Origin of the sequence: Sporosarcina sp. SG10008 (genome assembly GCF_044569405.1) — a bacterium.
GTDB classification, from domain to species: Bacteria; Bacillota; Bacilli; order Bacillales_A; family Planococcaceae; genus Sporosarcina; species Sporosarcina psychrophila.
The window spans coordinates 3,746,584-3,770,338 of the sequence record NZ_CP172607.1 but is presented as its reverse complement, the minus strand read 5'-3'; the positions used below and the strand labels follow the sequence as shown (position 1 = coordinate 3,770,338).

The following is a 23,755-nucleotide window of genomic DNA, read 5'->3' as shown; positions in this document are numbered from 1 at the left end:
GGGTGTAGTATGGGGGAATTGCCTAAGGAAAAGGTAAAAGTTCAGCAACAAGAAACACCAGAAAAGGGTATTAGTGCTTTTGTTCTCATGTTCATAGTTATCGTCATTATGACAATATTGACTTATATTTTGCCAGCCGGTCAGTATGATAGAATCGAAAAAGACGGTCGAACTATAGTGGATCCGACTTCATTCAAATTCATTGAATCATCTCCAGTAGGAATATTAGAAATGTTCAACAGTGTTCATGCCGGATTAGTGGGTGGTGCTTCCATTATTTTGTTTGTATTCTTGTTTGGTGGAGCACTTGGAATTATGCAGAAGACTGGGGCAATTGACTCGTTTATTAAGTTTATTGCTGCACGCTTCGGAAAAAGGGAAAAGATACTAATTCCACTGTTGATATTAATCTTTTCATTATTGGGGACATTAATTGGTTCTGCTGAGGATACACTCGTTTACATTGCAATCATTGTGCCGATGACTATGGCTTTGAAAATGGATGCGCTTACAGGGTTTGCAATTGTAATGCTTGGTACATTAGCTACCGGATTTGTTACGGGAATTACCAATCCCTTTAACGTTGGTGTTGCGCAAAGCATTGCCGAACTTCCAATCTATTCCGGAATGGGATTGCGCATTGCAATTTTCATTGTCTTTTACATTGTTACAGTGCTCTATATTTATTTCCATGCGGCGAAAGTTAAAAAGAATCCTGAGTTGGGGGTATATGGAAAGTTTGACCCGAATGACCAGGCGGAGATTGATCTCAGTTTCAAAATGGGCACACGACATAAGCTTGCATTATTTGTATTATTGTTCAATTTCATTGCATTAGTCGTTGGAGTCATTAAATTCCAATGGTATATAAGTGAAATTGGCGGTATATTCCTCTTTAGTGCGATTATCATGGGGTTCATCGGAAAAATCTCGCCAAACAAAATGGCAGATGGTTTTGTTGAGGGAGCCCGTGACATGGTAGCGGGCGCTTTAATTATTGGGATTGCGCAGACAATTTTGGTTATAACAACGAATGGTGGTTTGCTCGATACAATTTTATATTATTCTTCATCGTTAGTCGGTCAATTACCGACATCTATTAATGCTGTAGGCATGTTCATCATGCAATTATTTCTAAACTTCATAGTTCCATCGGGCAGTGGACAGGCTGCATTGACAATGCCAATAATGACACCGTTGGCAGACTTAATAGGGGTTACAAGACAAACAGCAGTATTTGCATTCCAAATGGGTGACGGGATTTCAAATATGGTTATCCCGACAAGTGGTGTGCTGTTAGCGGGACTCGCAATTGCCGGAATTCCATTTACTAAATGGGTAAAATGGGTATTTCCATATTTCTTGATTCAGGTTGGAATTGCGATTATCTTCTTGATTATCGCTCAGGCGACAAACTACGGTCCATTTTAAGAGACCAGTATGGGGGCTAGGGAAATGGTCATAAAACAAGATGCATTACTAGAAGAAGTGGTTAGTTGGAGACGTCATTTACATGAAAATGCAGAGTTATCACATCAAGAATATAAAACTTCAGAGTACATTTATAATCTCGTAAAAACTTTTCCCGGATTAACTGTGACAAGACCGACAAGGACAAGCGTTTACGCGGTGCTTGAGGGGACTAAAAAGTCGGAATTGAAAACATATACAATTGCATTTCGGGCTGATATCGATGCATTGCCCATTGTAGAAGAAGCAGACGTTGATTTTAAATCTAAAACGACTGGTGTTATGCATGCATGTGGCCATGACGCTCACGCAGCTATGTTGCTGGGCGCAGCAAAAGCTCTGTCAGAGAAAAGAGACAAAATAAGCGGTGAAATTCGGTTCATCTTCCAGCATGCTGAAGAAGTAACGCCGGGAGGTGCCGTTGAACTTGTAGAAAAAGGTGTTATGGATGGCGTAGATTATGTTTTTGCCCTTCATGTCTATCCTTATGAAAATGCGGGAAAGTTTACGATGAAAGAAGGGAAATTGAATGCGGCCGGAGATGACTTTGAAATAAAGGTCATTGGTAGCGGAGGCCATGCTTCTACACCCGAGCTAACAATCGATCCGCTAATTATTGGTGCCGAAATTGCAACCAATATTCAACAAATTGTGTCTCGCAAATTACCAATCTTGAAAGCTCCAGTCATAACGGTGACAAAATTCAATTGTGGGAATTCGTTGAACGTCATTGCTGGACATGCTGAGCTTGGGGGAACAATCCGTTCACATGATCCAGTTGTTCGCGTACAGGCAAGAGAATACTTGGAGCAAGTTGTGGAGGGAATTGCGAGGGCACACGGTGCGGAAACTGAGATTAAATGGGATATTGGATGTGCCGCAGTTCATAATAATAAAGAAGCAACGGCTATTACTAGAGCTGTGGCACAAGGCCTTGTTGGTGTAGAAAATGTGGTGGAAATGGAAGATCCATTATTTGGTGCTGAAGATTTTGCAGCGTATTCCGAAGTTGTGCCAGCGTCGATGCAATTTATTGGTGTTCATAATGAAAGTTTTGGAGAAGCCTATCCACTCCACCATCCTAAGTTTAAAATTGACGAAAGTGCGTTGAAATATGGTGTGAATTATTTTGTTAAAATTGCAGAAAATTTTACGAACGGCTTGGGCTAAGAAGATGGCCAACACTATTCTGAACGTAAAGAATTAGAAATGATAACAGATTTTCGGTAACTGGAAAAGGAGGTATTTACTATGAATGACTATTTATGGGGCACACCCTCTACACTTCGGTCACTGTTATGTGAACTCGTTAGCTGGGACAGCCGTACGTTAACTGAAGGGGAGAATACATTTTCTCCCAAATTAGAGGCGAAATTAAATGAACTAGCGTATTTCATAAATAACCCGAATCAGTTGGCACTTCACGATGCAGGGCTTGGTCGTCAAGCTGTCACTGCTTTGTACAAGCATCCCGAAGCAACAGAAACGATTGTTCTTATAAGTCACTTCGATACCGTATGGACTGAAGAATATGGTGTGTTGGAGCCGTTTGCATTTTATCCGGAAATGCTGACGAAAATGTTGTCTGAACCCCAGCATAATGCTGATCTTCCGGAGGATGCATGCATCGACTTGGAGACCGGAAATTACTTGTTTGGTCGAGGCACAATGGATATGAAAATGGGGCTTGCGCTTCATATGCAACTCATTGAAAAAGCCAGTGTTGAAAAATGGCCAATCAATCTATTATTAGCTACCGTTCCTGATGAGGAAGTTAACTCAGCAGGGATGCGTGCTGTAGTGAAGGAGCTTGTCCGTATTCGTGAGGAGCAAGGGTTAACGTATAAACTATTTTTAAATAGCGAGCCATCGTTTTCCCAAAACCCAACGGATATTGCTGAATATGTTTACTCGGGTACCATCGGGAAAATCATGCCCGCTGCATTGTTCTATGGCAAAGAAACGCATGTCGGCGAGCCAATGAAAGGTATGACTGCGAACTATATTGCTTCATATCTGACACAACGGATGGAATGGAACGAATTATTCCGCGAGACGGATCTTGGAGAAAGTACGCCGTTGCCGGTTTCATTGCAACAAAAAGATTTAAAGCTTCAATACTCGACGCAAACGCCTTACCGCGCAGTAGCATTATATAATGTTTTCCTGATGAAGCGTACGGCATCGGAAGTGATGGATTTGTTCGAACAAGTGGCACTTGAGGCAATGGCAGCGTGCAACGATAGCTACAAGGTTATTTGTGAACGAGAGCAAGTGAAAGGCGTAGGGGAAGTGAACGTTTTGCGTTATGAACAGCTCCTTGAACATGCTTTGCTAAAATTAGGGGAAAAAGAAGTGGATCGCTTGAAGCAAGAAGTACTCCATAACGAAGAGTGGGATGATCGTGAAAAATCGCTTCGTATCGTCGATAACTTGATGATCCAATGCCAGGAACTTGCGCCGGCAACTGTCCTTCTTTATGCACCACCTTACTATCCAGCCATTAACTCGTCGGATAACCCGCTTGTCATCCAGTCGATTGAATTGATGAAGAAAACAGCGGAAACATTTAATAATACAGTCGAACAGATTCATTACTTCAACGGTATCTGTGACCTAAGTTATGTTAACTACGATGACGACACAAATGGCTGGGCTGCATTCGAAAGCAATACGCCGGTATGGGGCGAAACGTATAGCATTCCATTCACTGAGATGGCCCAGTTGAAAGCGCCCGTGTTCAATGTAGGTCCGTTTGGGAAAGATGCACATCAACGGACGGAGCGTTTACATGTCGACAGTGCTTTTGTGGAAATGCCTGTTATGCTGGAAACGCTCGTGAAGAGCATGTATGTCACGAATGAAAGTTTGGAAACATGTACAGGCTAATATAACTGAAATGTGGAGACCTTCGGAAATAGTGAAGGTCTCTATTTATTGTCTGCATCTGTTAAGATGAAAGAAAAAGTGGCAGGTGAATCGAATGAAAGAGCAAATCTTAATCATCGAAGACGAAGAAAATATCGCACGTGTCCTTCAGCTTGAGCTTGAGTTTGAGGGCTATGAAACGGGCATTGCACATACAGGACCAGACGGGCTTATCAAATACCGTGAACAACAATGGGATCTTGTTCTATTAGATCTTATGTTACCTGGATTGAATGGATTAGACGTATTGCGACGGATTCGAGCAACAGAAGCAGACACGCCAGTCATATTATTGACGGCGAAAAGTGATGTGGAAGATAAGGTGGCGGGGCTTGACCTCGGGGCGAATGATTATGTGACGAAACCTTTTGAAATCGATGAATTACTCGCAAGGATTCGTTCGGCGCTTAGATTCTCTAAACCTGTGGCGTCTGTAGAGACTAAAGACGAACATCTCCTTGAATTTGCGGGTTTGTCTCTTCATGAGCAAACACGTGACGTAACAAGAAATGGCCGCTCCATTGAGCTAACACCACGGGAGTACGATCTTTTACTTCATCTGTTGAAACACCCAAACCAAGTGTTGTCACGTGAACAGTTACTAGATGCTGTTTGGGGATTCGACTATTACGGTGATACAAACGTCGTGGATGTGTACATTCGATATGTCCGGAAGAAAATCGAACAAGGGGAAAAAAGCACGCTTATCCAAACGATACGGGGTGTTGGTTATGTTTTAAAGGAGCAACAGGTTAATGAAGCTTAAAACAAAGATCCACCTTTTTTCTACGTTGCTGATGCTCGTTATCTTAACGTTGACGAACACGGGCATCTATTTTGTGTACGGGAAATTGGCATATGACACGGAGTATAATCAGCTAAAGACGCAATCGCAGGACTTGATTGCTTCGCTCAGCCAGATGACCGAAAAAACGAATCCAGCGACGGTTCTCCATGCCTATAGACCACCGAATGGTGCGGTCCGTATTTTGGATCCAACGGGCAAGGTGAAAGTGGAGTCCGAATCGGCGGAAGGAATTAGGAGTTACCATCCTGAAATAAAACCAGGCGAACGCTATTCAATCGGTGAATTTGACAATACACCGATACTTACGATACGCGAGCATGTTATTTGGACAGACGGAAAAGTGGTTGAACTGCAAACGATTCAACTGCTAAGTGATGTAAAACATAATTTGAGCTTGCTCAAGCTTATCCTCTTCGGAGTGACCCTTATCGCGATGATTCCCATAACGATTTCAAGCGTTGCGCTTGGTCGCATCGTGATCCAACCAATTGATAATCTCATTAAAACGATGTCACAAAGCCGGCAAACGGGAACATACGAGAAGATTGAGGTCCCAGCCGAAGGGAAAGACGAAATGGCGCAGATGGGCCATGAATTCAACGATATGATGGGGCAACTCGAGAGCAATTTTAAAAAACAAGAACAGTTCGTTTCCAATGCCTCGCATGAATTAAAAACGCCGCTCACTGTTATAGAAAGCTACGCGCGGCTTCTCTCACGCCGCGGATTTGATGACCTTTCGGTGGCAAAAGAGGCAGTCGGAGCAATTCTTGGGGAATCCATTCGGATGAAGGATATGATTGAGCAAATGCTCCATCTTGCAAGAAATCAAGAACATGTTGCGTTTAAGTTTGAGGAAACGGATATTAATTCTTTGGTTGAAAAGACCTTACAACCAATGCGTCAAGCACACGCAAGAGATTTCATTCTAGAAGGGAACGGTTCTGTGGTTGTGGTAACGGATGCTGAAAAACTTAGACAATTATTATTCATCCTCCTTGATAATGCACGAAAATATAGCGAACGAGAAATTAAAACGACTATTTCGGAAAATGAAACTGCTATTTCCATTGCTGTTACTGACTATGGAAACGGAATCCCTAAAGAAGCCTTACCGCACATTTTTGACCGATTCTATCGAGTCCATGAAGACCGAAACCGTAAAACAGGTGGAACGGGCCTTGGGCTGGCAATTGCTAAGGAACTTGCAGACGGTCTTGGGGCAGAATTGAATATAGAAAGTAGCGTTGGCGTAGGAACCAGCTTCCGGATCATCATGCCGAAAAAACAGATTCTCACCGATTTTTAATGTTGGAATCGTATGATGAATGAAAGGAGGCGAGGAGTATGCATTTTTTGAAAAAATCATGGTTTATTCCGTCCCTGTTAACCTTAGTACTTCTAACAGTGGGCGGATTTTATATAGGAAGCTTGATCAATAAGCAGGAACCGATGGCGGCTGATACGATCCGAACTCAGTTGGAGAGCATGTACGGCGGAACTGTTGACCGCCTCTCAATAACGAACGGCGTTTATCAAGCAGAACTGAGCCGAGGTGAAGCGGTTTATTCGGCTGAAGTTGACGCAACGACAGGAAGTGTTTTATCGCTTACCCAGACTGGTGAAATGAAGGAAGAGATTCCGGACGTGCTTTCTGAGTCTAAGGTGAAAGAAATTATAGCGGGGAAATATAGCGGTGAAACGGAACGGATTTCATTGATTACAGGCGGCGAAGCGCCGATTTACGAGGTGAAGCTGTCGAAAGACACGAAGTTTACAAAGGTGACAGTCGACGCCATGACGGGGAAAATAATCACTGAAACCGTGAAGGAAACGACAGGGGAAAATGCGCTTATTACCAAGGAACAGGCAATTGCAATTGCGCAAACTCAACTAAAAGGTGATGTAGATGACTTTTCGTATGAAAAAACAAGCGATGGAGGCTACTACCTAATCGAAATCGAAGCAGCTGATGACCGGGAAGGTACCTTCCAGATTCATGCAATTTCAGGAAAAATAATGTCTGTCACATGGGATGACTAATCTCTCATCAAATTCTAATACTCCTCACAATGTCCTCTCATGTTCGCCGAGTAATATGAAGGTAACAACAAAAGGAGGAGATACAAGATGAAGAAATGGATGATGATTCCAGCATTGGCTGGCGTGCTTGTAATAGGTGGAGTTGCGGTGGCTGGGAACGCGGGACATAGTTTCGCGGCGACGCCAAAAGGTTTATTGACGATGGAAGAAGCGGAAGCAATTGCTGTAAAATCAGTAGGTGGAACAGTGACTGGAATTGAATTGGACCGTGAACTAGTGGGTGATATTTATGAGGTTGAAGTTAAAACAAACGGCTTTGAATATGATCTCGATATCGATGCGAAAACTGGAAAAGTATTGCGCACAGATAAAGAAAATGATGATAATGATGACGACTTTGATAACGACGATTCAGACGATAAAATGATTGTTCAAAATGGTAAATTCATAACAGAAAAGGCTGCTGTCAATATTGCGATGAAACAAGCAAAAGGCACTGTGACAGAAGTGAAATTAGACGAAGATGATGGCCGAGTAGTCTATGAAATCGAAATTCGAGATGGAAAATATGACTACGACTTTGATATTGATGCAATTTCAGGTGAAGTTCTGAAATTTGAAAAAGATAGTGATAAAGATAACGATAACGATTGAAGTAAAGGGGCTGTTCCTGAACAGCCCTATTTTTATGGGGAAAAATAATTTACACTTCGTATACTTTCCCAACTTCAGCAAGTTCAGTAGGCCCATCATATACGACGACAGCTGCATCAAGAATTTCTTCAATATTTCCGTGCAACGGCAAGTGGGTTAACACAAGTTGTTTTACTCCCGCCAATTTCGCCATTCTTCCAGCTTCGCTTCCGCCCATATGACCTGGTGCTTTCCCGATGTGTTCTTCATATAAATTGGCCTCGCTAATTAAAAGATCAGCGCCGCGTGCGAAATCAATCAGTTCATCTCGCCATTCTGTATCTGCGGTGAGTACAATGGACTGGCCACCGACCTTGAATTTCATTGCCAAGCAATAGACGGGATGTACCGTACGGCAAAAGCTCACTTTAAATGGACCTATTTGAATGACATCATCTTCTGAAATGCCAATGCCTATTGTTTGATCTTGGTACGAGAGTTTTGCGAAATTCTCTTGATCTTTAGTGTGCCCATAAATCGGTAATGGAGGAGCTTGATGACCTAGATAAAAATTAATGATCCTGCTGAATTGGAGACTCCCGACATCAGCAATATGGTCTGCGTGATAATGACTGATGACAACGGCGTCAATTTTTTCTAAAGGTAAATAATTTTGCAATGAGGAAAGTACGCCACTGCCGCAATCAATGAGACAATGGAAGTTATCGTGTTCGATCAAAAAAGACGAAGTGGCACTATTTGCTTTCGGGTATCCACCCCAGATACCGATTGGTGTTATTTTCATTATGAATTCCTCCAATTCCATTGCAAGTGAAAAAAGTGTACCTTGAAACGGAGTCAATTGAAAGTAGGAAGTGTAGAATAATATTGACCCTGTAGGATATAAATACTATAATGTATTCAAAGAATTCAAATAAAGGTGGGTATTAACTAACAGTGGCAGAATCTACACTCGAGCAATTGTGTACTATATATACGGACCTGTCAGCTGATGATATTCAACAATTAAAAAGTGTTGCTTCTACATTACAAATGTATGCGGATTTATCGGATGCTTACATGTTCATTGATTGTAAGATGAAAGACAATGAACAGGCAATTGTTGTTGCCGAGGCTTTTCCAAAGTCTATTAATGCTGTTTATGAAAATTCGGTTATTGGAAAGATAGTGTTTGATTCCTTTGAGCCGGGTGTGTTTTATAGTTATCGTAAAGGGAAGAAGTCACTAATTCGTCAGGCGGTAACACAAGAAGGAAGATCTGTGGAGCAAAGTGTAGTTCCTATTAAAAATAATATGCATCAAGTAATAGCTGTACTTATACAAGAGAAAGAAGTCTATCATGCCATGCCTTACACTAATAATCTTGAAGATCTTCCATTTGGACAGGAGTCAATCGGCTATGTCTTGGGGGATAAGAATAGTGAAATGCCGATAGTTTCGGACTTATTAATGGAAATTTTCCTGTTGACTGACCATGAAAATAAGTTGACTTATGCAAATCCAGTAGGTGTTAAATTCATAACAGAGATGAGTCATACGGAAGAAATACAAAATGTAAACTTAGTAGAGTTATTGCCTTTTCTTAAACCTGTATATGATCAGCAAGATGACGTTTTTGTATCTGAATTAACATTAGACCGTAAGAATCTCGTTGTCAAAAAAATTCGATTGCGGAAAAAGGATGAAATGAGAGGGACCTTACTCGTTATCCAAGACTTAACTGAGCTCCGTACGAAAGAAAAAGAACTTATGATGAAATCCGTTGTTATTCAAGAAATTCACCATAGAGTGAAGAATAATCTTCAAACCGTGGCAAGCTTACTTAGGCTACAAATGAGGAAGGGGATTTCCGAAGAAAGTAAATCCTACTTTGAAGATACGCTAAACAGAGTATTTAGTATTTCCTCCGTTTACGAATTGATTTTGGCTAATGAAGATGCAGAAGATGATGATGTGGATATCATTGAGCTTACAAAAAAGGTTTGTTCAACAATGACAATAAATGGCCCCAATAAAAAAGTGGGCTTGATTATTAGGTCAAATGGCAATAGAATATTAACATCATCAAGGAAAGCGGTTTCAATTGCACTAATTGTTAATGAACTCGTTCAAAACTCCTTGAAACACGCATTTCCAGGAGACACTCGCGGTGAGATTATTGTTAACTTTTATTCGAAGGCAGACTCTTTGGAGCTTCATATTTCCGACAACGGTGTTGGGATTAAACAAACGAAGTCTTCACTTGGTTTAGAAATTGTACGTAATTTAGTTGTGAATGACTTGAATGGCGAATTTAGTTATATGCCGGAAGACATAGGAACACACGCAGCAATTATGTTTCCAGTAAGTCCGGAGGTTATTATTTATTATGAGAAAGAAAATATTGATAGCTGAAGATGAATCCTTAATTCGTATGGATATCAAGATGATGTTAGAAGACCATGGCTACGATGTTGTCGGTGAGGCAGGGGACGGTGATCGAGCGATTGAACTCGCATTTTTACATAAACCGGACCTAATTTTGATGGATATTAAAATGCCCAAGATTAACGGACTACAAGCCAGTCAAATTATTGCCAATCAGTTAGACTTACCGATTTTAATCATCACGGCTTATAGTCAAAAAGAATTTATCAAGAAAGCACAACAGGATAATATTGTAGGTTATTTGGTCAAACCTATTGCAGAATCAAATTTAATACCAGCAGTTGAAATCGCTCTCCATCAGTCGGGTAAAGCAAAAAGACTGAAAGAGGATATTAAAAACGCGAAACAAGAAGTAGAAAAAAGAAAACTGATTGAACGAGCCAAAGGAATTCTAATGCAAATGGAACAAATAACGGAAGAAGAAGCGTTTAAACGAATGAGAGATTCTAGTATGACCAGACAAATGACAATGGAGTCATTGGCTAAGGAAATTATTGCACAACAAAAGTGAATAACAACAAGCAAAGGCGCTTAAAGAGATTGTTCTTTAAGGGCCTTTTTGTATTTCTTTGGGGGGGTGATTGCTAATTGACTACTAAATAAAGAACAAAATGATAACGTTTTTATTAAATTACTACATAATAGGGGGAATACTAATGGCGATGATAGGCACAGTAATTGTATATATTATTATGTTTTGTGCAGTTTTGGGGGCGTTTGCGGCAATTAAAAACCCGGAAGATGGGCTTGGTAAGGAATTTATGTCTGGTCTTCATGCGGTTGGTCATATCTTTGTACCGGCAGCTGGTATCATGGCATCCATACCTTATTTAACATGGTTTATCAGTAAGTTTATCGGACCTATTTTTGATGCTATTGGGGCGGATCCGGCAATTGCCGCGACGACAATCTTAGCATCGGATATGGGCGGGTATCAGTTAGCAAATGCATTGAAAACATCCTATGAAGGCTGGGTAATGGCATTAATTGTAGGATACATGGCGGGGGCAACAATTGTATTCTCGATACCTATGGGACTTGCAATGCTTGATAAAAGAGATCATAAATACATGGCACTTGGCGTAATGTCTGGTGTTCTAACAATTCCGATCGGTGCATTTATTGCTTCTGTATTGGTCGTATTGTTTAATACTGAAATTCGTGATGTCATAAGCACAACATCCGATTCTACGTATGAATTTGTCATCAGTTATGGACAAATACTAATTAACCTATTACCGTTACTCATATTCGTACTTTTAATCGCGGCAGGGTTGAAGTTCTTCCCACGTGGCATGATTGCAGGGTTTATGATTTTTGGACGTGTAATGGATGCGGCTATCAAACTAGTGTTAGTCTTCTCGATCGTTGAAATATTCACGGGTTTATTCACAACTATTTTTGGTGCATGGGGCTTCGATCCAATTATGGCGGATGAAGCAGATCAATTCCGCGCACTTGAAACGGCTGGTTATATTGGTATCATGTTAGCAGGGGCATTCCCAATGGTTTACTTACTACGTAAATATGCAGCGAAACCATTGGAAGCAGGTGGACGTAGGATTGGACTATCTTCCACAGGGAGTGCTGGTATCTTAGCGACAATGGCTAATATTTTGGCGATGTTCTCGCTAGTTAGATACATGAGGCCGAAAGATAAGGTCATTAACATCGCATTTGCAGTCTGTGCAGCATTCTTGCTAGGAGATCACTTGTCCTTTACGGCAAACTTCCAACCAAATATTATTTTGCCAGTAATTATTGGTAAATTAACAGCCGGTATCTGTGCAATTGGGATAGCGTACTGGTTATCTGTTCCAACAGCTCTGAAACTTGAAGAGAAAGACCGTGCAGATGGAACCATTCTTCCAGGCGAGTACTTAGAAGATGAAAAAGCCGAGAAGTAAGATTAAGCCTGATTGTACTAACCTTTTAACTATATAAGTTGAAATAAAGATTCCCTTGTAAGGCGCCTAAGCTAAGTTTTACATGTATAAATATTTTCGATATATATCCAGCAGAAAGGGGCAAATAAAGTGAGTGAAGAGAAAAAAAGGTTTATCCAAGAATTTGTACCCGGTAAGCAAATCACATTAAGTCATTTAATCGCTAATCCGAATCCTGATATGTTTCAAAAACTTGGTATTCAACAAGCAGGTGCGTTAGGAATTATGACATGCACACCAAGTGAAACAGTAATAATCGCGGGTGATTTGGCAACAAAAGCAGCGAATGTATCGATTGGTTTCTTAGATCGATTTACGGGAAGTCTTGTTATTGTTGGTAGTGTTTCAGAAGTCGACATGGCTATGAGTGAAATTAATCGATTTTTATCTGAAAGATTAGGATATACGCCAGCACTCATTACAAAGTCGTAAGGACGTGTTTGAGAAGATGAAAAACAGGGCGATGCTTATTGGTTCAATTGGCGCTGGAAAATCTACGTTAACGAATGCGTTATTAGGAAAAACAGTCGAGGCATTTAAAACACAGACATTGACCTATTACGATTGGATTGTAGATACACCCGGTGAATATACAGAGAATCCAATGTTTTATAAAAGCATTATGGCTACTGCTTTAGAAGTAACCCATGTGTTTTACTTGCAGGATGCAACAAACGGGAAAATGATTTTTCCGCCTGGATTTAGTATGGGGATTACGAAATTGCCGATTGGAGTGATTACCAAAAGTGATCATCCCAATGCAGACATAGCGCGGTCAATTGACATGATAAAGTCTGTTGTTTCGAGTGGGCCCATTGTCATTACTTCATCAGTTGAAGGAATTGGCATTGAGTACCTGAAAGAATTAGTGAAGTTAAATGATATGAATTCAATGAAAAACTTCGTAATCGCCGCTATGGACGATAAGCTTTTATTCAACGACTACCTTTACACTTCACGTAATGTTTGATATATTAATACTATTAAAAGTTAATGAACACGGCAAAGGCGCCTTTACTACTCGGAGAGTTTTCTTCGGGTCTGTAGAGGCGCTTTTATTTTTTGTCTAGAGTCCAGGCGCCTTGCGCTTTTATATCACTTAAATGAGGTGTGAGTATGGGTGGTTCCAATCGCGAACCGGAGACGATGATTAGTGCGGGGATTGACATTGGCACGAGCACAACAAAGCTAATTATTAGCCGATTTTCATTGATGAATGTAGCAGGTACCACTCATGTTCCCAAAATTGAAATTGTAGATAAAGAAGTTCTATACAAGAGTCCTATTTTCAGAACACCTTTAACCAATCCTTCGACGATAAATGTTGTGGAGATTGAAAAAATTGTTCGTTCAGAATATGCAAAGGCCGGTATCGTTGCTTCGCAAATTGCAACCGGTGCAGTCATTATTACCGGTGAAACGGCGACAAAGCAAAATGCGAGCGAGATGCTTCACTATTTGTCAGGTGAAGTTGGTGATTTCTTAGTAGCTACAGCAGGACCGGATTTAGAAGGAATTATAGCTGCTAAAGGTTCCGGAGCATATGACTATTCTAGTCGTAGCGGAAAAGTAATTGCCAATATCGATATAGGCGGAGGAACGGCGAACATTGCTGTTTACAAAGATAAGGTACTTCTTGGCACATGTACATTGCATATTGGAGGGCGACTCATAGAATTTCATGAGGGGAAAGTAAATTCTATTTCTCCGCCTGTACAAAAGCTTTTAACGGAGCAAAATGTGTTATTACATGTGGGCGATAATCCAGAATCAAGGAATATTAAATTTGTAACCGATTTCATGGCGGAGTCGTTGGGAAGAATACTGAAAAATGATGTCCAAGAAAAGGATGAAGTGCTTTTGCTAGGACATCATCCCAACTGGCACGAAAAGATTGACACACTTGTTTTTTCGGGTGGTATTTCTGAGTGCATGTATAATCATGAACCGGATAAGGGGCAGAAATCGAATTACGATGATATAGGTGTACAGTTGGCAAAAGCTCTTCAAAGGAATGAAGCATTGCAAAGCTATTCATGGTTGGAGCCTGTTGAAACAGTACGGGCAACAGTTCTTGGGGCGGGCACGCAAACAACAGAAATTAGCGGAGCAACAATCCAGGTGGCATCGGATGAATTACCGCTTAAGAATATACCAGTTTACAATTATGCGTTTGGTGAGAATCTCCAAACTGGATTAGAAAACTTTGAAATAGCCGTTAAAAATGCAATCGATATATATGATGCGGCCAGAGAAGGACAGAACTTTGCATTATACATTTCCGAACTGCCTTATATGGGCTTTAGAGATATTCAAAAGTTAGCGGCCGCCATTATTCAGGTGATGGAACAACGACCTGATCCCGATCAACCGATTGTTCTAATTTTACAAACTGATCATGCAAAAGTGTTAGGTCAAACTTTGATTGCTATGCAAGTCAGGCAAAGCGTTATATGTATCGATCAAATTACTGTCGAACATGGTGATTATATGGACATCGGAAGAGCACTTGAATCCGGAGTTGTCCCTGTCGTCGTCAAAACATTAACATTTCACTCATCGTGAAGGAGGGTGTCTACTTTTGATATTAAAAACAACTTTAGGCGGCATAAGTTATAATTTCGCCGATCTGAAAGAAGTAATGGCAAAAGCAAATGAAGAAAAGTCGGGAGATCGGCTGGCGGGTGTTGCAGCGGAAACTGTACAAGAACGAATTGCTGCAAAAACGGTCCTCAGTGAAATCTTATTAAGTGATATTCGTAACAATCCTTTAATACCAATCGAAACGGACGAAGTTTCCAGAATTATTGAAGGCGATATAAATGAACGGATTTATGCAGAATTAAAAAATTGGAGTGTCGCTGAATTACGGGAATACATTTTAAGTAATAAAGTGGGCGACCGTGAACTGAAACGTATTAGCCGGGGCTTAACTTCCGAAATGATTGCTGCAGTTGCGAAGTTAATGTCTAATCTTGATTTAGTACATGCGGCCAATAAAGTTGAAATATTAACAACATGTAATATTACGATTGGTCAAAAAGGAACGATTTCATCTCGGTTACAGCCAAATCATCCGACAGACAACGTGGATGGAATGATTGCGTCTCTGAAAGATGGATTGTCATATGGAATTGGCGATGCAGTAATTGGGATTAACCCTGTTGACGACTCCGTTGAAAGTGTTAAACGGCTATTGCATGCGACAAAAGATTTCATGCAAGAATGGGAAATTCCTACTCAAAACTGTGTGTTAGCTCATGTAAATACGCAGATGAAAGCAATTGAACAAGGTGCTCCCGCAGATATGATTTTCCAAAGTATTGCAGGAACCGAAGTAGCAAATCGCTCATTTGGTATTACTGCAGAACTGATTGCAGAAGCAAAAGATCTCGCTATGAAACAGGGAACGGGTTCAGGCCCACAAGTTATGTATTTTGAAACGGGTCAAGGGTCAGAGCTGTCGGCAGAAGCGCATCATGGAATTGATCAATTAACGCTAGAATCTAGAAATTACGGATTCGCAAGACACTTCGATCCGTTCATCGTAAATACGGTGGTCGGTTTTATCGGACCTGAGTACTTGTATAACAACAAACAAGTCATACGTGCTGGTCTCGAAGATCACTTCATGGGTAAAATGCACGGCATTCCGATGGGTGTGGACATCTGTTACACAAATCATATAAAAGCAGACCAAAATGACATTGAAGATTTAGGTGTCTTATTATCTGCTGCGGGTGTCAACTTCATCATCGCTACTCCTATGGGAGACGATGTAATGCTGAATTACCAGTCGATGAGCTTCCATGATGTAGCAACGCTTTTACAAACGTTTGGTAAAACACCGGCGCCGGAATACTTAAAATGGCTTGAAAAAATGGGGATTTATGAAAATGGTCGCTTAAGTGCTCGAGCAGGCGACCCTACTATATTTACACGTTAGGAGATGACATCTGTGAATGAACAACTCATTGAAAAGATTACGAAGATGGTCGTTGAAAAACTCCAAACAAGTAACTTGAAAACAGATGATCGTGATAATGACAACAAACAGATGCCTGTTATGTTGTTTCAAGAGACTTTAGTAGGAAATCATTTTACAGAGGAAACAGTGCGTGCAACTCCTGATGGAAATGTGAAATTCTTCGATACGGCGCTAGAGGATAAAAAGCCGAAAAGCGTAAATCTGCAAGCAAGCAAAAGTAAGCCTGTAATAGAGGAATCAAATAAGGAAGCGTACTTAGCTGATCTTCGTAAGAAAACACCTGCACGGATTGTAGTGGGAAGAGCTGGTACTAGACCGAAAACAGCTACCTGGCTCCAATTCAGATTTGACCATGCAGCAGCTGTAGACGCTGTTTACGGTGAAGTTCCGCAAGAAATATTGGAACGATTGGGCTTCCTCCAATTGCATTCAAAAGTGTTGGACAAAGAAGAGTATATCCGACGACCTGATTTAGGAAGAAGATTATCGGATGACTCTAAAAAAATGGTTGCGGAAAAATGCCAGCGCGCTCCAAGGGTACAAATTGTTGCTTCTAACGGACTAAGTGCCAAAGCACTTGAAGTGAATTTAGAAGATGTCTACTTATCATTGGAGCAGTCGTTAAACAATTTAAATATTGAGATGGGTACCACTATTTATGTTGATAAAGGCAGAGTTGCTTTAATGGATGAAATAGGTGAAATCCTGCAGCCTGATGTCGTCATCATTTTAATTGGGGAGCGTCCAGGACTTGTCTCGGCAGAATCATTAAGCGCCTATATTTGTTACAAACCCCGCATTGGAACGATTGAAGCGGAACGCATGGTCGTTTCAAATATTCACAAAGGTGGAATTCCACCGGTGGAAGCAGGAGCGTATCTTGGAACTGTTATCCAAAAGATATTGAAGTATGAAGCAAGTGGCGTTTCACTTGTTAAGAAGGAAGGATAGGAGGTGTGTAGATGTCATGAAGAAAGTTCATGCAGAAGTGTTGTCTATGCAAGTTATTCCTAATGTAGATGCTGGGCTAGCTACGAAGTTTAATTTAAAGCCTTACCAACGGAGTTTGGGGTTATTTACAACAACGATTGATGACGTGGGTTATACGGCTGCCGATCAGGCAACGAAAGATTCGGACGTCGAAGTGGTCTATGCAAAAAGTTTTTACGCAGGATCGGCACATGCATCGGGTCCTCTTTCAGGAGAATTTATCGGCATCATAGCAGGTTCATCTCCGGATGAAGTGAAAAGCGGCCTTGATTCGATTCGTACCACAATCGAAAATACGGCTTACTTTGAAGCCATCAATGATGATGAAAATCATGCGTTATATGCGCATACAATTTCAAGCTGTGGAAGTTATTTGGCAGAGGTTGCTGGGATTTCACCCGGCCAATCGCTTGCTTACTTAATCGCTCCGCCAATCGAAGCAATTGTAGGACTGGATGCGGCGTTAAAGGCGGCAGACGTTAGTGTGTGTGAATTTTTCGCTCCGCCTTCTGAAACGAACTTTGGTGGAGGGTTACTAACAGGCAGTCAATCTTCTTGCCAAGCAGCGGCGGATGCGTTTAGAGAAGCCATTTTGAATATGGCGAAGAGGCCTTTAGAATATTAGGAAAGGAGAGAGTGCAGTGGTAATAGCAATAGATGCTGATTTATTAGCTCTCCAGGAAATGCGTACAGCAGTGCAAATCGCTAAGGAAGCACAATTAGCTTATATGAGTTTTACACAAGAGCAAGTGGATCGTATCGTTAAGGCGGTTGCTGATGCGGCGTACGAACAGTCTGCAAGACTAGGTAAGATGGCAGTAGAAGAAACAGGAATGGGTGTAGCCGCTCATAAAACCATTAAAAATGAAGTTGGTTCAAGAGATGTTTACGAAAGTATTAAAGATTTAAAAACAGTCGGTGTAGTCGGTGAGGATAAAGTTAAAAAGGTTGTTGAGATAGCTGCTCCTTTTGGAGTGGTGGCAGCAATCATTCCAACAACAAATCCAACGTCAACCGCGTTTTTTAAAACATTAATTGCTTTGAAAACGAGAAACTCAATTGTCGTAAGCCCCCATCCCTATGCAATTCAATGTACAAACGAAGCGTTAAAGGTTTGTGACGAAGCGGCTGTGGCGGCGGGAGCACCAAAAGGGTTGATCCAGTGCTTAACGATGGCTTCGATGGATGCAACACAACAATTGATGAAGCATCCCGATGTGAACTTAATTCTTGCAACGGGTGGCAGTGCATTGGTAAAAGCGGCATACAGTTCAGGGAAACCTGCATATGGAGTCGGTCCCGGAAATGTTCCCGTTTATATTGAACGTTCTGCCAAAATCGAGAAAGCTGTTAAAGATATCATCGACAGTAAATCTTTCGACTATGGAACAATCTGTGCAACAGAGCAAGCGATAGTGGTAGACCGCAACATTTTAGAGCTAGTTAACCGCGAATTAAAGAAAAACGGTGCGTATATTTTATCAGATGAAGAAAAACTCATCATGGAAAAAGTAGTTTCACCTGTTCCGGGAAAAGTGAATCCTAAAATTGTTGGAAAAAGCCCGCAAGTCATTGCGAAATTGGCAGGCATTACACTACCCGAAGGGACACGTGTCATCGTTGGGATGGAAACAAAAGTAGGAAAAGAAATTCCTTTCTCACTTGAAAAGTTATCCCCTGTTTTCGCAATGTATGTAGCATCTGATCTGAATCATGCAAAAGAACTTTGTTTATCATTATTAAACCTAGGCGGCCGTGGGCATTCGCTGTCCATTCATACAGAAACAGACGCTATCGCACGTGAATTTGCGATGGATATGCCTGTCTCACGTATTTTAGTAAACACGATGTCATCCGTTGGAGCGGTTGGGGGCACAACAGGTTTAATGCCTTCGATGACATTAGGTTGTGGGACATTCGGGGGAAATATTACATCCGACAATGTAACAGCTAAGCATTTGTTAAACATTAAACGAATGGCTTATGGCATTAAAGAAGTACAGCTTCCGAAAAATACAGCTGATTCAAGTGAAGACGTAACAGAACAAGTAGTCTCACAAGTATTGAAATCTATGAGTTCAAGTGACAATGTCAATCCTGAAATGGTGAAAGACTTAGTCAACGAAATCGTGAAACAATTATCTAAATAAGAATACTTCAATACCTCTGCAAACTAGCGAAGGTGCCTTAAAAGAGGCTTCCCCAAGCGCCGCAGCGGATTCAATGAAATGCTTCATTTCAACATACCAAACTAAAAATTACTAGGAGGAAACAGACATGAATAGAGAAGGTACAGCATTAGGAATGGTAGAAACTAAAGGATTAATCGGTGCAATCGAAGCAGCAGACGCAATGGTGAAAGCAGCAAGTGTACATCTAGTTGGTAAAGTACATGTAGGTGGAGGAATTGTAACTGTTTTAGTACGTGGAGATGTAGGTGCAGTTAAAGCGGCGACAGATGCAGGAGCTGCAGCGGCACAACGTGTAGGCGAATTGCTATCTGTTCATGTAATTCCAAGACCGCATGATGAGCTTGAAATGCTATTACCTAAATCAGATAACTAATACTCGCATGTTTTTAACAGGAAGGCGGTAACGACATGGATCAGCAATTGATTGAAAAAATTGTGGGGGAAGTACTTGGCCAATTAACAAAAGCAGAAATTGAACCAAAACAAGCACCTGTACTTCCTCCAAATACAATACCAATCGCTGTTTCTGCTCGTCACGTCCATTTGTCGCAAGAACATGTTGAGATACTATTTGGTAAAGGGTATGAATTAACGAAGAAAGCTGATTTATCCCAACCAAATCAATTTGCAGCGAATGAGACAGTAGTCATTGCAGGTCCAAGAGGGAGCATTGAACGTGTTCGTGTACTTGGCCCTGCGCGCTCGTTGACGCAAGCAGAAGTCAGCTGGACAGATGCTATGAAGCTTGGCGTTAAGCCGCCACTTCGTGAATCAGGTAATATTGCAGGTTCAGGAGCATTTACGTTAATCGGGACAAAAGCAAGTCTATATCTCGATGAAGGGTTAATCATTGCCCAAGCTCATATTCATATGCAGCCCGAGGACGCAATGCAATTGGGCGTACAAAATGGCGAGTATGTAACGGTAGAAGTAGCTGGAATACGACCGATTGCTTATCGTAACGTGAAGATTAGAGTTTCTGAGCGGTATCGTTTAGAAATGCATATCGATACAGATGAGGCAAATGCGGGTTTAATCACGCAGGGAACGGTTGGGCATGTTATTCGCTCTGGCGAAGTTCGTTCAAGCGTACTTGTCGACAATAAAACGTCAGAGATTATTGTTAAAAACCAGCATGATTTTAAAAAGAAATTGCTGTCAAATGATGATGTCAGAGAAATTACGGCAACTGAGATTATCGTTGAAAAAGGAACAATCGTCACAGCACTTGCGCGTGATACAGCAAGAGATTTAGGTAAATCTATTTCCGTTAGAAAATAGAAAAAGGTGATAGTCATGCGTTTAGGAAAAGTGATTGGAAACGTTTGGGCAACACGCAAAGAAGAAGGATTACAAGGTGTGAAATTACTGATCATCCAACCTGAAGATGCGTATGGTAACCCGGTGAGAACACATTTTGTTGCCGCAGATCGACTTGGCGCCGGAATTGGTGATCAAGTCATTGTAACAAGTGGCGGTTCATCGCGTTTTATAGATAAAGATAACCCCATTCCAATTGATGCGGTTGTGATTGGAATAATCGATTCAACAGAAGTGAAGAGAGGTGAAATCGATGAGTCAATCAATCGGAATGATTGAAACAAAAGGATTAGTCGGTTCCATGGAAGCGGCAGATGCAATGATTAAAGCGGCTAACGTTAGATTGATAAAACAAGAATTTATTGACGGAGGAATCGTGACGGTTATTGTTCAAGGTGATGTTGGCGCTGTGCAAGCAGCTGTCGACGCCGGCCGTGAAGCTGCGAAGCGTGTAGGTGAACTTTTAGGAGCTCACGTTATTCCGCGTCCAGACGAATCTGTTTATAAAATGGTTAAACCCCTTGACTATAATGAGTTTGAACAACAGAAAAAACAAGTGAAACTTACACCTGCACCTACTACTAAAGAGCAGGTAACAAAAAAGACTGATAGTTAATGGTTATGGAAGGGTGAGCATATTTGGCTTTTCGGAGAAATAAAATCGCCGTAATTGGTGCGGGTTATACCGGTGCCACAGTAGCTTTAATGCTAGCGCAAAAAGAGTTGGGTGATATTGTATTGCTCGATATCCCTGAACAAGAAAACCCTGTAAAAGGGAAAGCGCTTGATATACTACAAACAGGTCCTGTTCAAGGTTTCAATGCAAAAGTAATGGGGACTTCCAATTACGAGCATATTCAAGACGCGGATATGGTCATCATTACTGCAGGTATTGCAAGAAAACCTGGTATGAGTAGAGATGATCTTGTCAATACGAATGCAAAAATTATGCGTGCTGTATCGGAGCAAGTGAAAAAATATGCACCCGAAAGCACTATTTTAATTTTAAGTAATCCTGTAGATGCAATGACATATGTCTGTTATAAAACGACGGGGTTCCCTAAAAATAGAGTCATTGGTCAATCGGGTGTACTTGATACAGCCCGCTTTAATACGTTTGTCGCTGAAGAGCTGAATATTTCAGTGGAGGATATTTCCGGGTTTGTTTTAGGGGGGCACGGGGATGATATGGTGCCTCTTGTTAGGTATTCCTACGCAGGTGGTATACCCCTTGAGAAAATCATTCCTCAAGATCGCATGGATCAAATCGTAGAGCGAACGAGAAAAGGCGGCGGTGAAATTGTTTCCTTACTTGGAAACGGAAGTGCATACTATGCGCCAGCTGCTTCACTTGTCGAAATGGCCGAATCAATTATTCGTGATAAGAAAAGGATTTTACCGTCAATTGCTTATCTAGAGGGAGAGTACGGCTATACTGATTTATATTTAGGTGTTCCAGCTGTGATTGGCGGGAACGGTATAGAGAGCATTATTGAGCTTCCGTTAACGATTGAAGAGAAGGCCGCGCTAGACAAGTCGGTTGAATCAGTTCGTTCCGTACTGGAGATATGTGATAAATAATCAAGGGCATTCCGGTTATTCGGGATGCTTTTTTTGTGTCTTGTAAATTACGATATCGAGATAGGCGGTGATAAATCCGTTCGAGTCGGTGATAAAGTGCTTCAAGGCGGTGATAACCAAGTTCATGCCGGTGATAAAATGCTTTAAGGCGGTGATAAAACCAGCAATTCAACTAGGCGATGGGAAGGTGCAAGTAATGGGAAGGTGAGCATAGCATGCCACTTGCTGGTCAAAAAAAGATAATAAATTGAATATTCTTTTTAATGATGGTTTCTGTGATCAGAATATGGTACGATTTCCTTAAGCAGACGTCAAAAACTAGCGAGGAGGTTGAGGAAATTCATCAGTAAACGAAGAAAGGAACCATTGCTACTTGAGGGGGTAAACGCGGCTATCGAGCGTATAGCGCCGGAACAAGGAACAATTCTTCCTCTATTGAAGGCTAGATACGCATCAGTAAAAGCTGGGTTCGGCGGAGAACAGCAACTAGACAGGATATTTGAAAGCTATTCTTTTCCAATGAAACACCAAGTCCTGTACGATTTATCTCTTACATCGAGTACTCATTTTCAAATGGATACATTATTCATCACACCGTCGTATGCAATAATTTTTGAAGTAAAGAACATTGCTGGAAAACTTAAAGTAATTAATAATCCACCACAATTAATCCGTACACTGGACAACGGGGAAGTGAAGGGTTTCAACAGCCCTATTACCCAAGTGCAGAGTAATTGTGAGCTACTGCGGGACTGGTTTCAAGCACGCGATGTCTATTTACCGATTTACGGTGCAATCGTTTTGGCTTATTCAACACAACGTATTGAACTATTTGACACGGAAATTCCATTCCTATTCCCAAAGGCAGTTCCCACTTACATTCGCAGTCTTTCCGCAGAACCCCCACTGTTGGACGATGCAAGCTTCAAAAGGCTAGGGCATGAACTTGTTGCCAGCCATCGCGAATTTATTCCACCCCCAATCAGCTTCACCTACCCTGATATTCAGAACAAAATTATAACAGGCGTTGCATGCCCATCATGCGGTCTTTTTGGAATGAAAAAATATATGAAAGGTTGGCGTTGTACAGCATGTGATGGGACAAGTCCAGATGCCCATAAAAAAGCAATCCGTGATTGGTTTCTTTTATTCGGAGGGGCAATGAAAAACAAAGACTGCCGGGAATTTTTACACATTGATCGCCAACAAACAGCTAATCGGATTTTAAACAGCATGAATTTACAAACGGAAGGGGCGAATCGAAATCGAAGTTACTCGATGAATCTCAGATTGAAATGTGAAAAGCGCACCTAATTCAAGTGCGCTTTTTCATTTTGAGTTATTTTGGCCATGACGGTGATAAACTTGTTTGAGTCGGTGGTAAAGTGTCCCATGGCGGTGATAACCT

At 41.3% G+C, this 23,755-nt stretch carries 24 protein-coding genes; 23 read left to right on the top strand and 1 reads right to left on the bottom strand.

The features are described from left to right. Positions 1–9: 9 nt before the first annotated feature. The 7 genes from ACGLYD_RS17645 to ACGLYD_RS17615 all read left to right on the top strand — a co-directional run bounded on the left by ACGLYD_RS17645 (position 10) and on the right by ACGLYD_RS17615 (position 7,903). On the top strand, positions 10–1,431 hold the full coding sequence (locus ACGLYD_RS17645) for a YfcC family protein (RefSeq protein ID WP_399629598.1): 1,422 nt from the start codon (positions 10–12) through the stop codon (positions 1,429–1,431). Between the two features lie 24 nt (positions 1,432–1,455). Beyond that, positions 1,456–2,640, top strand: coding sequence for a M20 family metallopeptidase (locus tag ACGLYD_RS17640; protein WP_399629595.1), 1,185 nt, complete (start codon positions 1,456–1,458; stop codon positions 2,638–2,640). 81 nt (positions 2,641–2,721) lie between these two features. After that, positions 2,722–4,359 carry a M20/M25/M40 family metallo-hydrolase gene (locus ACGLYD_RS17635; RefSeq protein WP_399629592.1) on the top strand — a complete coding sequence of 546 codons (1,638 nt, stop codon included), beginning with the start codon at positions 2,722–2,724 and terminating at the stop codon, positions 4,357–4,359. 94 nt (positions 4,360–4,453) lie between these two features. Further along, a complete protein-coding gene (locus ACGLYD_RS17630) occupies positions 4,454–5,164 on the top strand; it encodes a response regulator transcription factor (RefSeq protein ID WP_338654757.1) in 711 nt (236 codons plus the stop codon). Further along, a complete protein-coding gene (locus ACGLYD_RS17625) occupies positions 5,154–6,515 on the top strand; it encodes a sensor histidine kinase (RefSeq protein ID WP_399629590.1) in 1,362 nt (453 codons plus the stop codon). Before ACGLYD_RS17630 ends, ACGLYD_RS17625 begins: the two co-directional genes overlap by 11 nt. Positions 6,516–6,553: 38 nt before the next feature. Further along, the gene (locus tag ACGLYD_RS17620; protein WP_399629587.1) at positions 6,554–7,249 is read left to right on the top strand and encodes a PepSY domain-containing protein; all 696 of its coding nucleotides are present in this window, start codon (positions 6,554–6,556) and stop codon (positions 7,247–7,249) included. 87 nt (positions 7,250–7,336) lie between these two features. Then, a complete protein-coding gene (locus ACGLYD_RS17615; protein ID WP_338654763.1) occupies positions 7,337–7,903 on the top strand; it encodes a PepSY domain-containing protein in 567 nt (188 codons plus the stop codon). A 49-nt stretch (positions 7,904–7,952) separates the two neighbouring features. Here the strand turns inward: ACGLYD_RS17615 and ACGLYD_RS17610 are convergent, their stop codons facing one another. Beyond that, positions 7,953–8,687, bottom strand: coding sequence for an MBL fold metallo-hydrolase (locus tag ACGLYD_RS17610; protein ID WP_399629583.1), 735 nt, complete (start codon positions 8,685–8,687; stop codon positions 7,953–7,955). Between the two features lie 152 nt (positions 8,688–8,839). Here ACGLYD_RS17610 and ACGLYD_RS17605 point away from each other — a divergent pair, with 152 nt between their 5' ends. The 16 genes from ACGLYD_RS17605 (at position 8,840) to ACGLYD_RS17530 (ending at position 23,661) form a co-directional block, all read left to right on the top strand. Beyond that, positions 8,840–10,297 (top strand): sensor histidine kinase, encoded by a 1,458-nt coding sequence (locus ACGLYD_RS17605; protein ID WP_187046120.1) that lies wholly within the window; start codon positions 8,840–8,842, stop codon positions 10,295–10,297. Beyond that, on the top strand, positions 10,272–10,841 hold the full coding sequence (locus tag ACGLYD_RS17600; protein ID WP_067213538.1) for an ANTAR domain-containing response regulator: 570 nt from the start codon (positions 10,272–10,274) through the stop codon (positions 10,839–10,841). Before ACGLYD_RS17605 ends, ACGLYD_RS17600 begins: the two co-directional genes overlap by 26 nt. Positions 10,842–10,986: 145 nt before the next feature. Beyond that, entirely contained in the window at positions 10,987–12,237 is a 1,251-nt protein-coding gene (gene eutH / locus ACGLYD_RS17595; RefSeq protein ID WP_067213537.1) for an ethanolamine utilization protein EutH, read from the top strand. A 129-nt stretch (positions 12,238–12,366) separates the two neighbouring features. Then, the gene (eutS, locus tag ACGLYD_RS17590; RefSeq protein WP_067213536.1) at positions 12,367–12,708 is read left to right on the top strand and encodes an ethanolamine utilization microcompartment protein EutS; all 342 of its coding nucleotides are present in this window, start codon (positions 12,367–12,369) and stop codon (positions 12,706–12,708) included. 16 nt (positions 12,709–12,724) lie between these two features. Further along, complete coding sequence (locus ACGLYD_RS17585; protein ID WP_067213535.1) at positions 12,725–13,246, top strand: EutP/PduV family microcompartment system protein; 522 nt, start codon at positions 12,725–12,727, stop codon at positions 13,244–13,246. A gap of 146 nt (positions 13,247–13,392) precedes the next feature. Further along, positions 13,393–14,841 (top strand): ethanolamine ammonia-lyase reactivating factor EutA, encoded by a 1,449-nt coding sequence (locus ACGLYD_RS17580; protein WP_187046119.1) that lies wholly within the window; start codon positions 13,393–13,395, stop codon positions 14,839–14,841. A gap of 76 nt (positions 14,842–14,917) precedes the next feature. Continuing rightward, entirely contained in the window at positions 14,918–16,222 is a 1,305-nt protein-coding gene (locus ACGLYD_RS17575; RefSeq protein WP_370570017.1) for an ethanolamine ammonia-lyase subunit EutB, read from the top strand. A 12-nt stretch (positions 16,223–16,234) separates the two neighbouring features. Beyond that, positions 16,235–17,215 carry an ethanolamine ammonia-lyase subunit EutC gene (gene eutC / locus ACGLYD_RS17570; protein WP_338654774.1) on the top strand — a complete coding sequence of 327 codons (981 nt, stop codon included), beginning with the start codon at positions 16,235–16,237 and terminating at the stop codon, positions 17,213–17,215. A gap of 16 nt (positions 17,216–17,231) precedes the next feature. Continuing rightward, the gene (gene eutL / locus ACGLYD_RS17565; protein WP_067213531.1) at positions 17,232–17,879 is read left to right on the top strand and encodes an ethanolamine utilization microcompartment protein EutL; all 648 of its coding nucleotides are present in this window, start codon (positions 17,232–17,234) and stop codon (positions 17,877–17,879) included. 58 nt (positions 17,880–17,937) lie between these two features. Then, a complete protein-coding gene (locus ACGLYD_RS17560; protein WP_399633292.1) occupies positions 17,938–19,404 on the top strand; it encodes an aldehyde dehydrogenase family protein in 1,467 nt (488 codons plus the stop codon). Positions 19,405–19,531: 127 nt separating this feature from the next. Continuing rightward, positions 19,532–19,819, top strand: coding sequence for a BMC domain-containing protein (locus ACGLYD_RS17555; RefSeq protein WP_067213529.1), 288 nt, complete (start codon positions 19,532–19,534; stop codon positions 19,817–19,819). Positions 19,820–19,854: 35 nt separating this feature from the next. Then, the gene (pduL, locus tag ACGLYD_RS17550; protein ID WP_338654779.1) at positions 19,855–20,727 is read left to right on the top strand and encodes a phosphate propanoyltransferase; all 873 of its coding nucleotides are present in this window, start codon (positions 19,855–19,857) and stop codon (positions 20,725–20,727) included. Between the two features lie 15 nt (positions 20,728–20,742). Next, positions 20,743–21,045, top strand: coding sequence for a EutN/CcmL family microcompartment protein (locus ACGLYD_RS17545; protein ID WP_399629575.1), 303 nt, complete (start codon positions 20,743–20,745; stop codon positions 21,043–21,045). After that, positions 21,020–21,382 carry a BMC domain-containing protein gene (locus ACGLYD_RS17540; protein ID WP_399629572.1) on the top strand — a complete coding sequence of 121 codons (363 nt, stop codon included), beginning with the start codon at positions 21,020–21,022 and terminating at the stop codon, positions 21,380–21,382. The genes ACGLYD_RS17545 and ACGLYD_RS17540 overlap by 26 nt, the downstream gene beginning before the upstream one ends. A 23-nt stretch (positions 21,383–21,405) precedes the next feature. Then, positions 21,406–22,347: a malate dehydrogenase gene (gene mdh, locus ACGLYD_RS17535; protein ID WP_338654782.1), complete on the top strand. Its 942-nt coding sequence runs from the start codon at positions 21,406–21,408 to the stop codon at positions 22,345–22,347. Between the two features lie 330 nt (positions 22,348–22,677). Beyond that, a complete protein-coding gene (locus ACGLYD_RS17530) occupies positions 22,678–23,661 on the top strand; it encodes an NERD domain-containing protein (RefSeq protein WP_338654784.1) in 984 nt (327 codons plus the stop codon). The last annotated feature ends 94 nt before the right edge of the window (positions 23,662–23,755 follow it).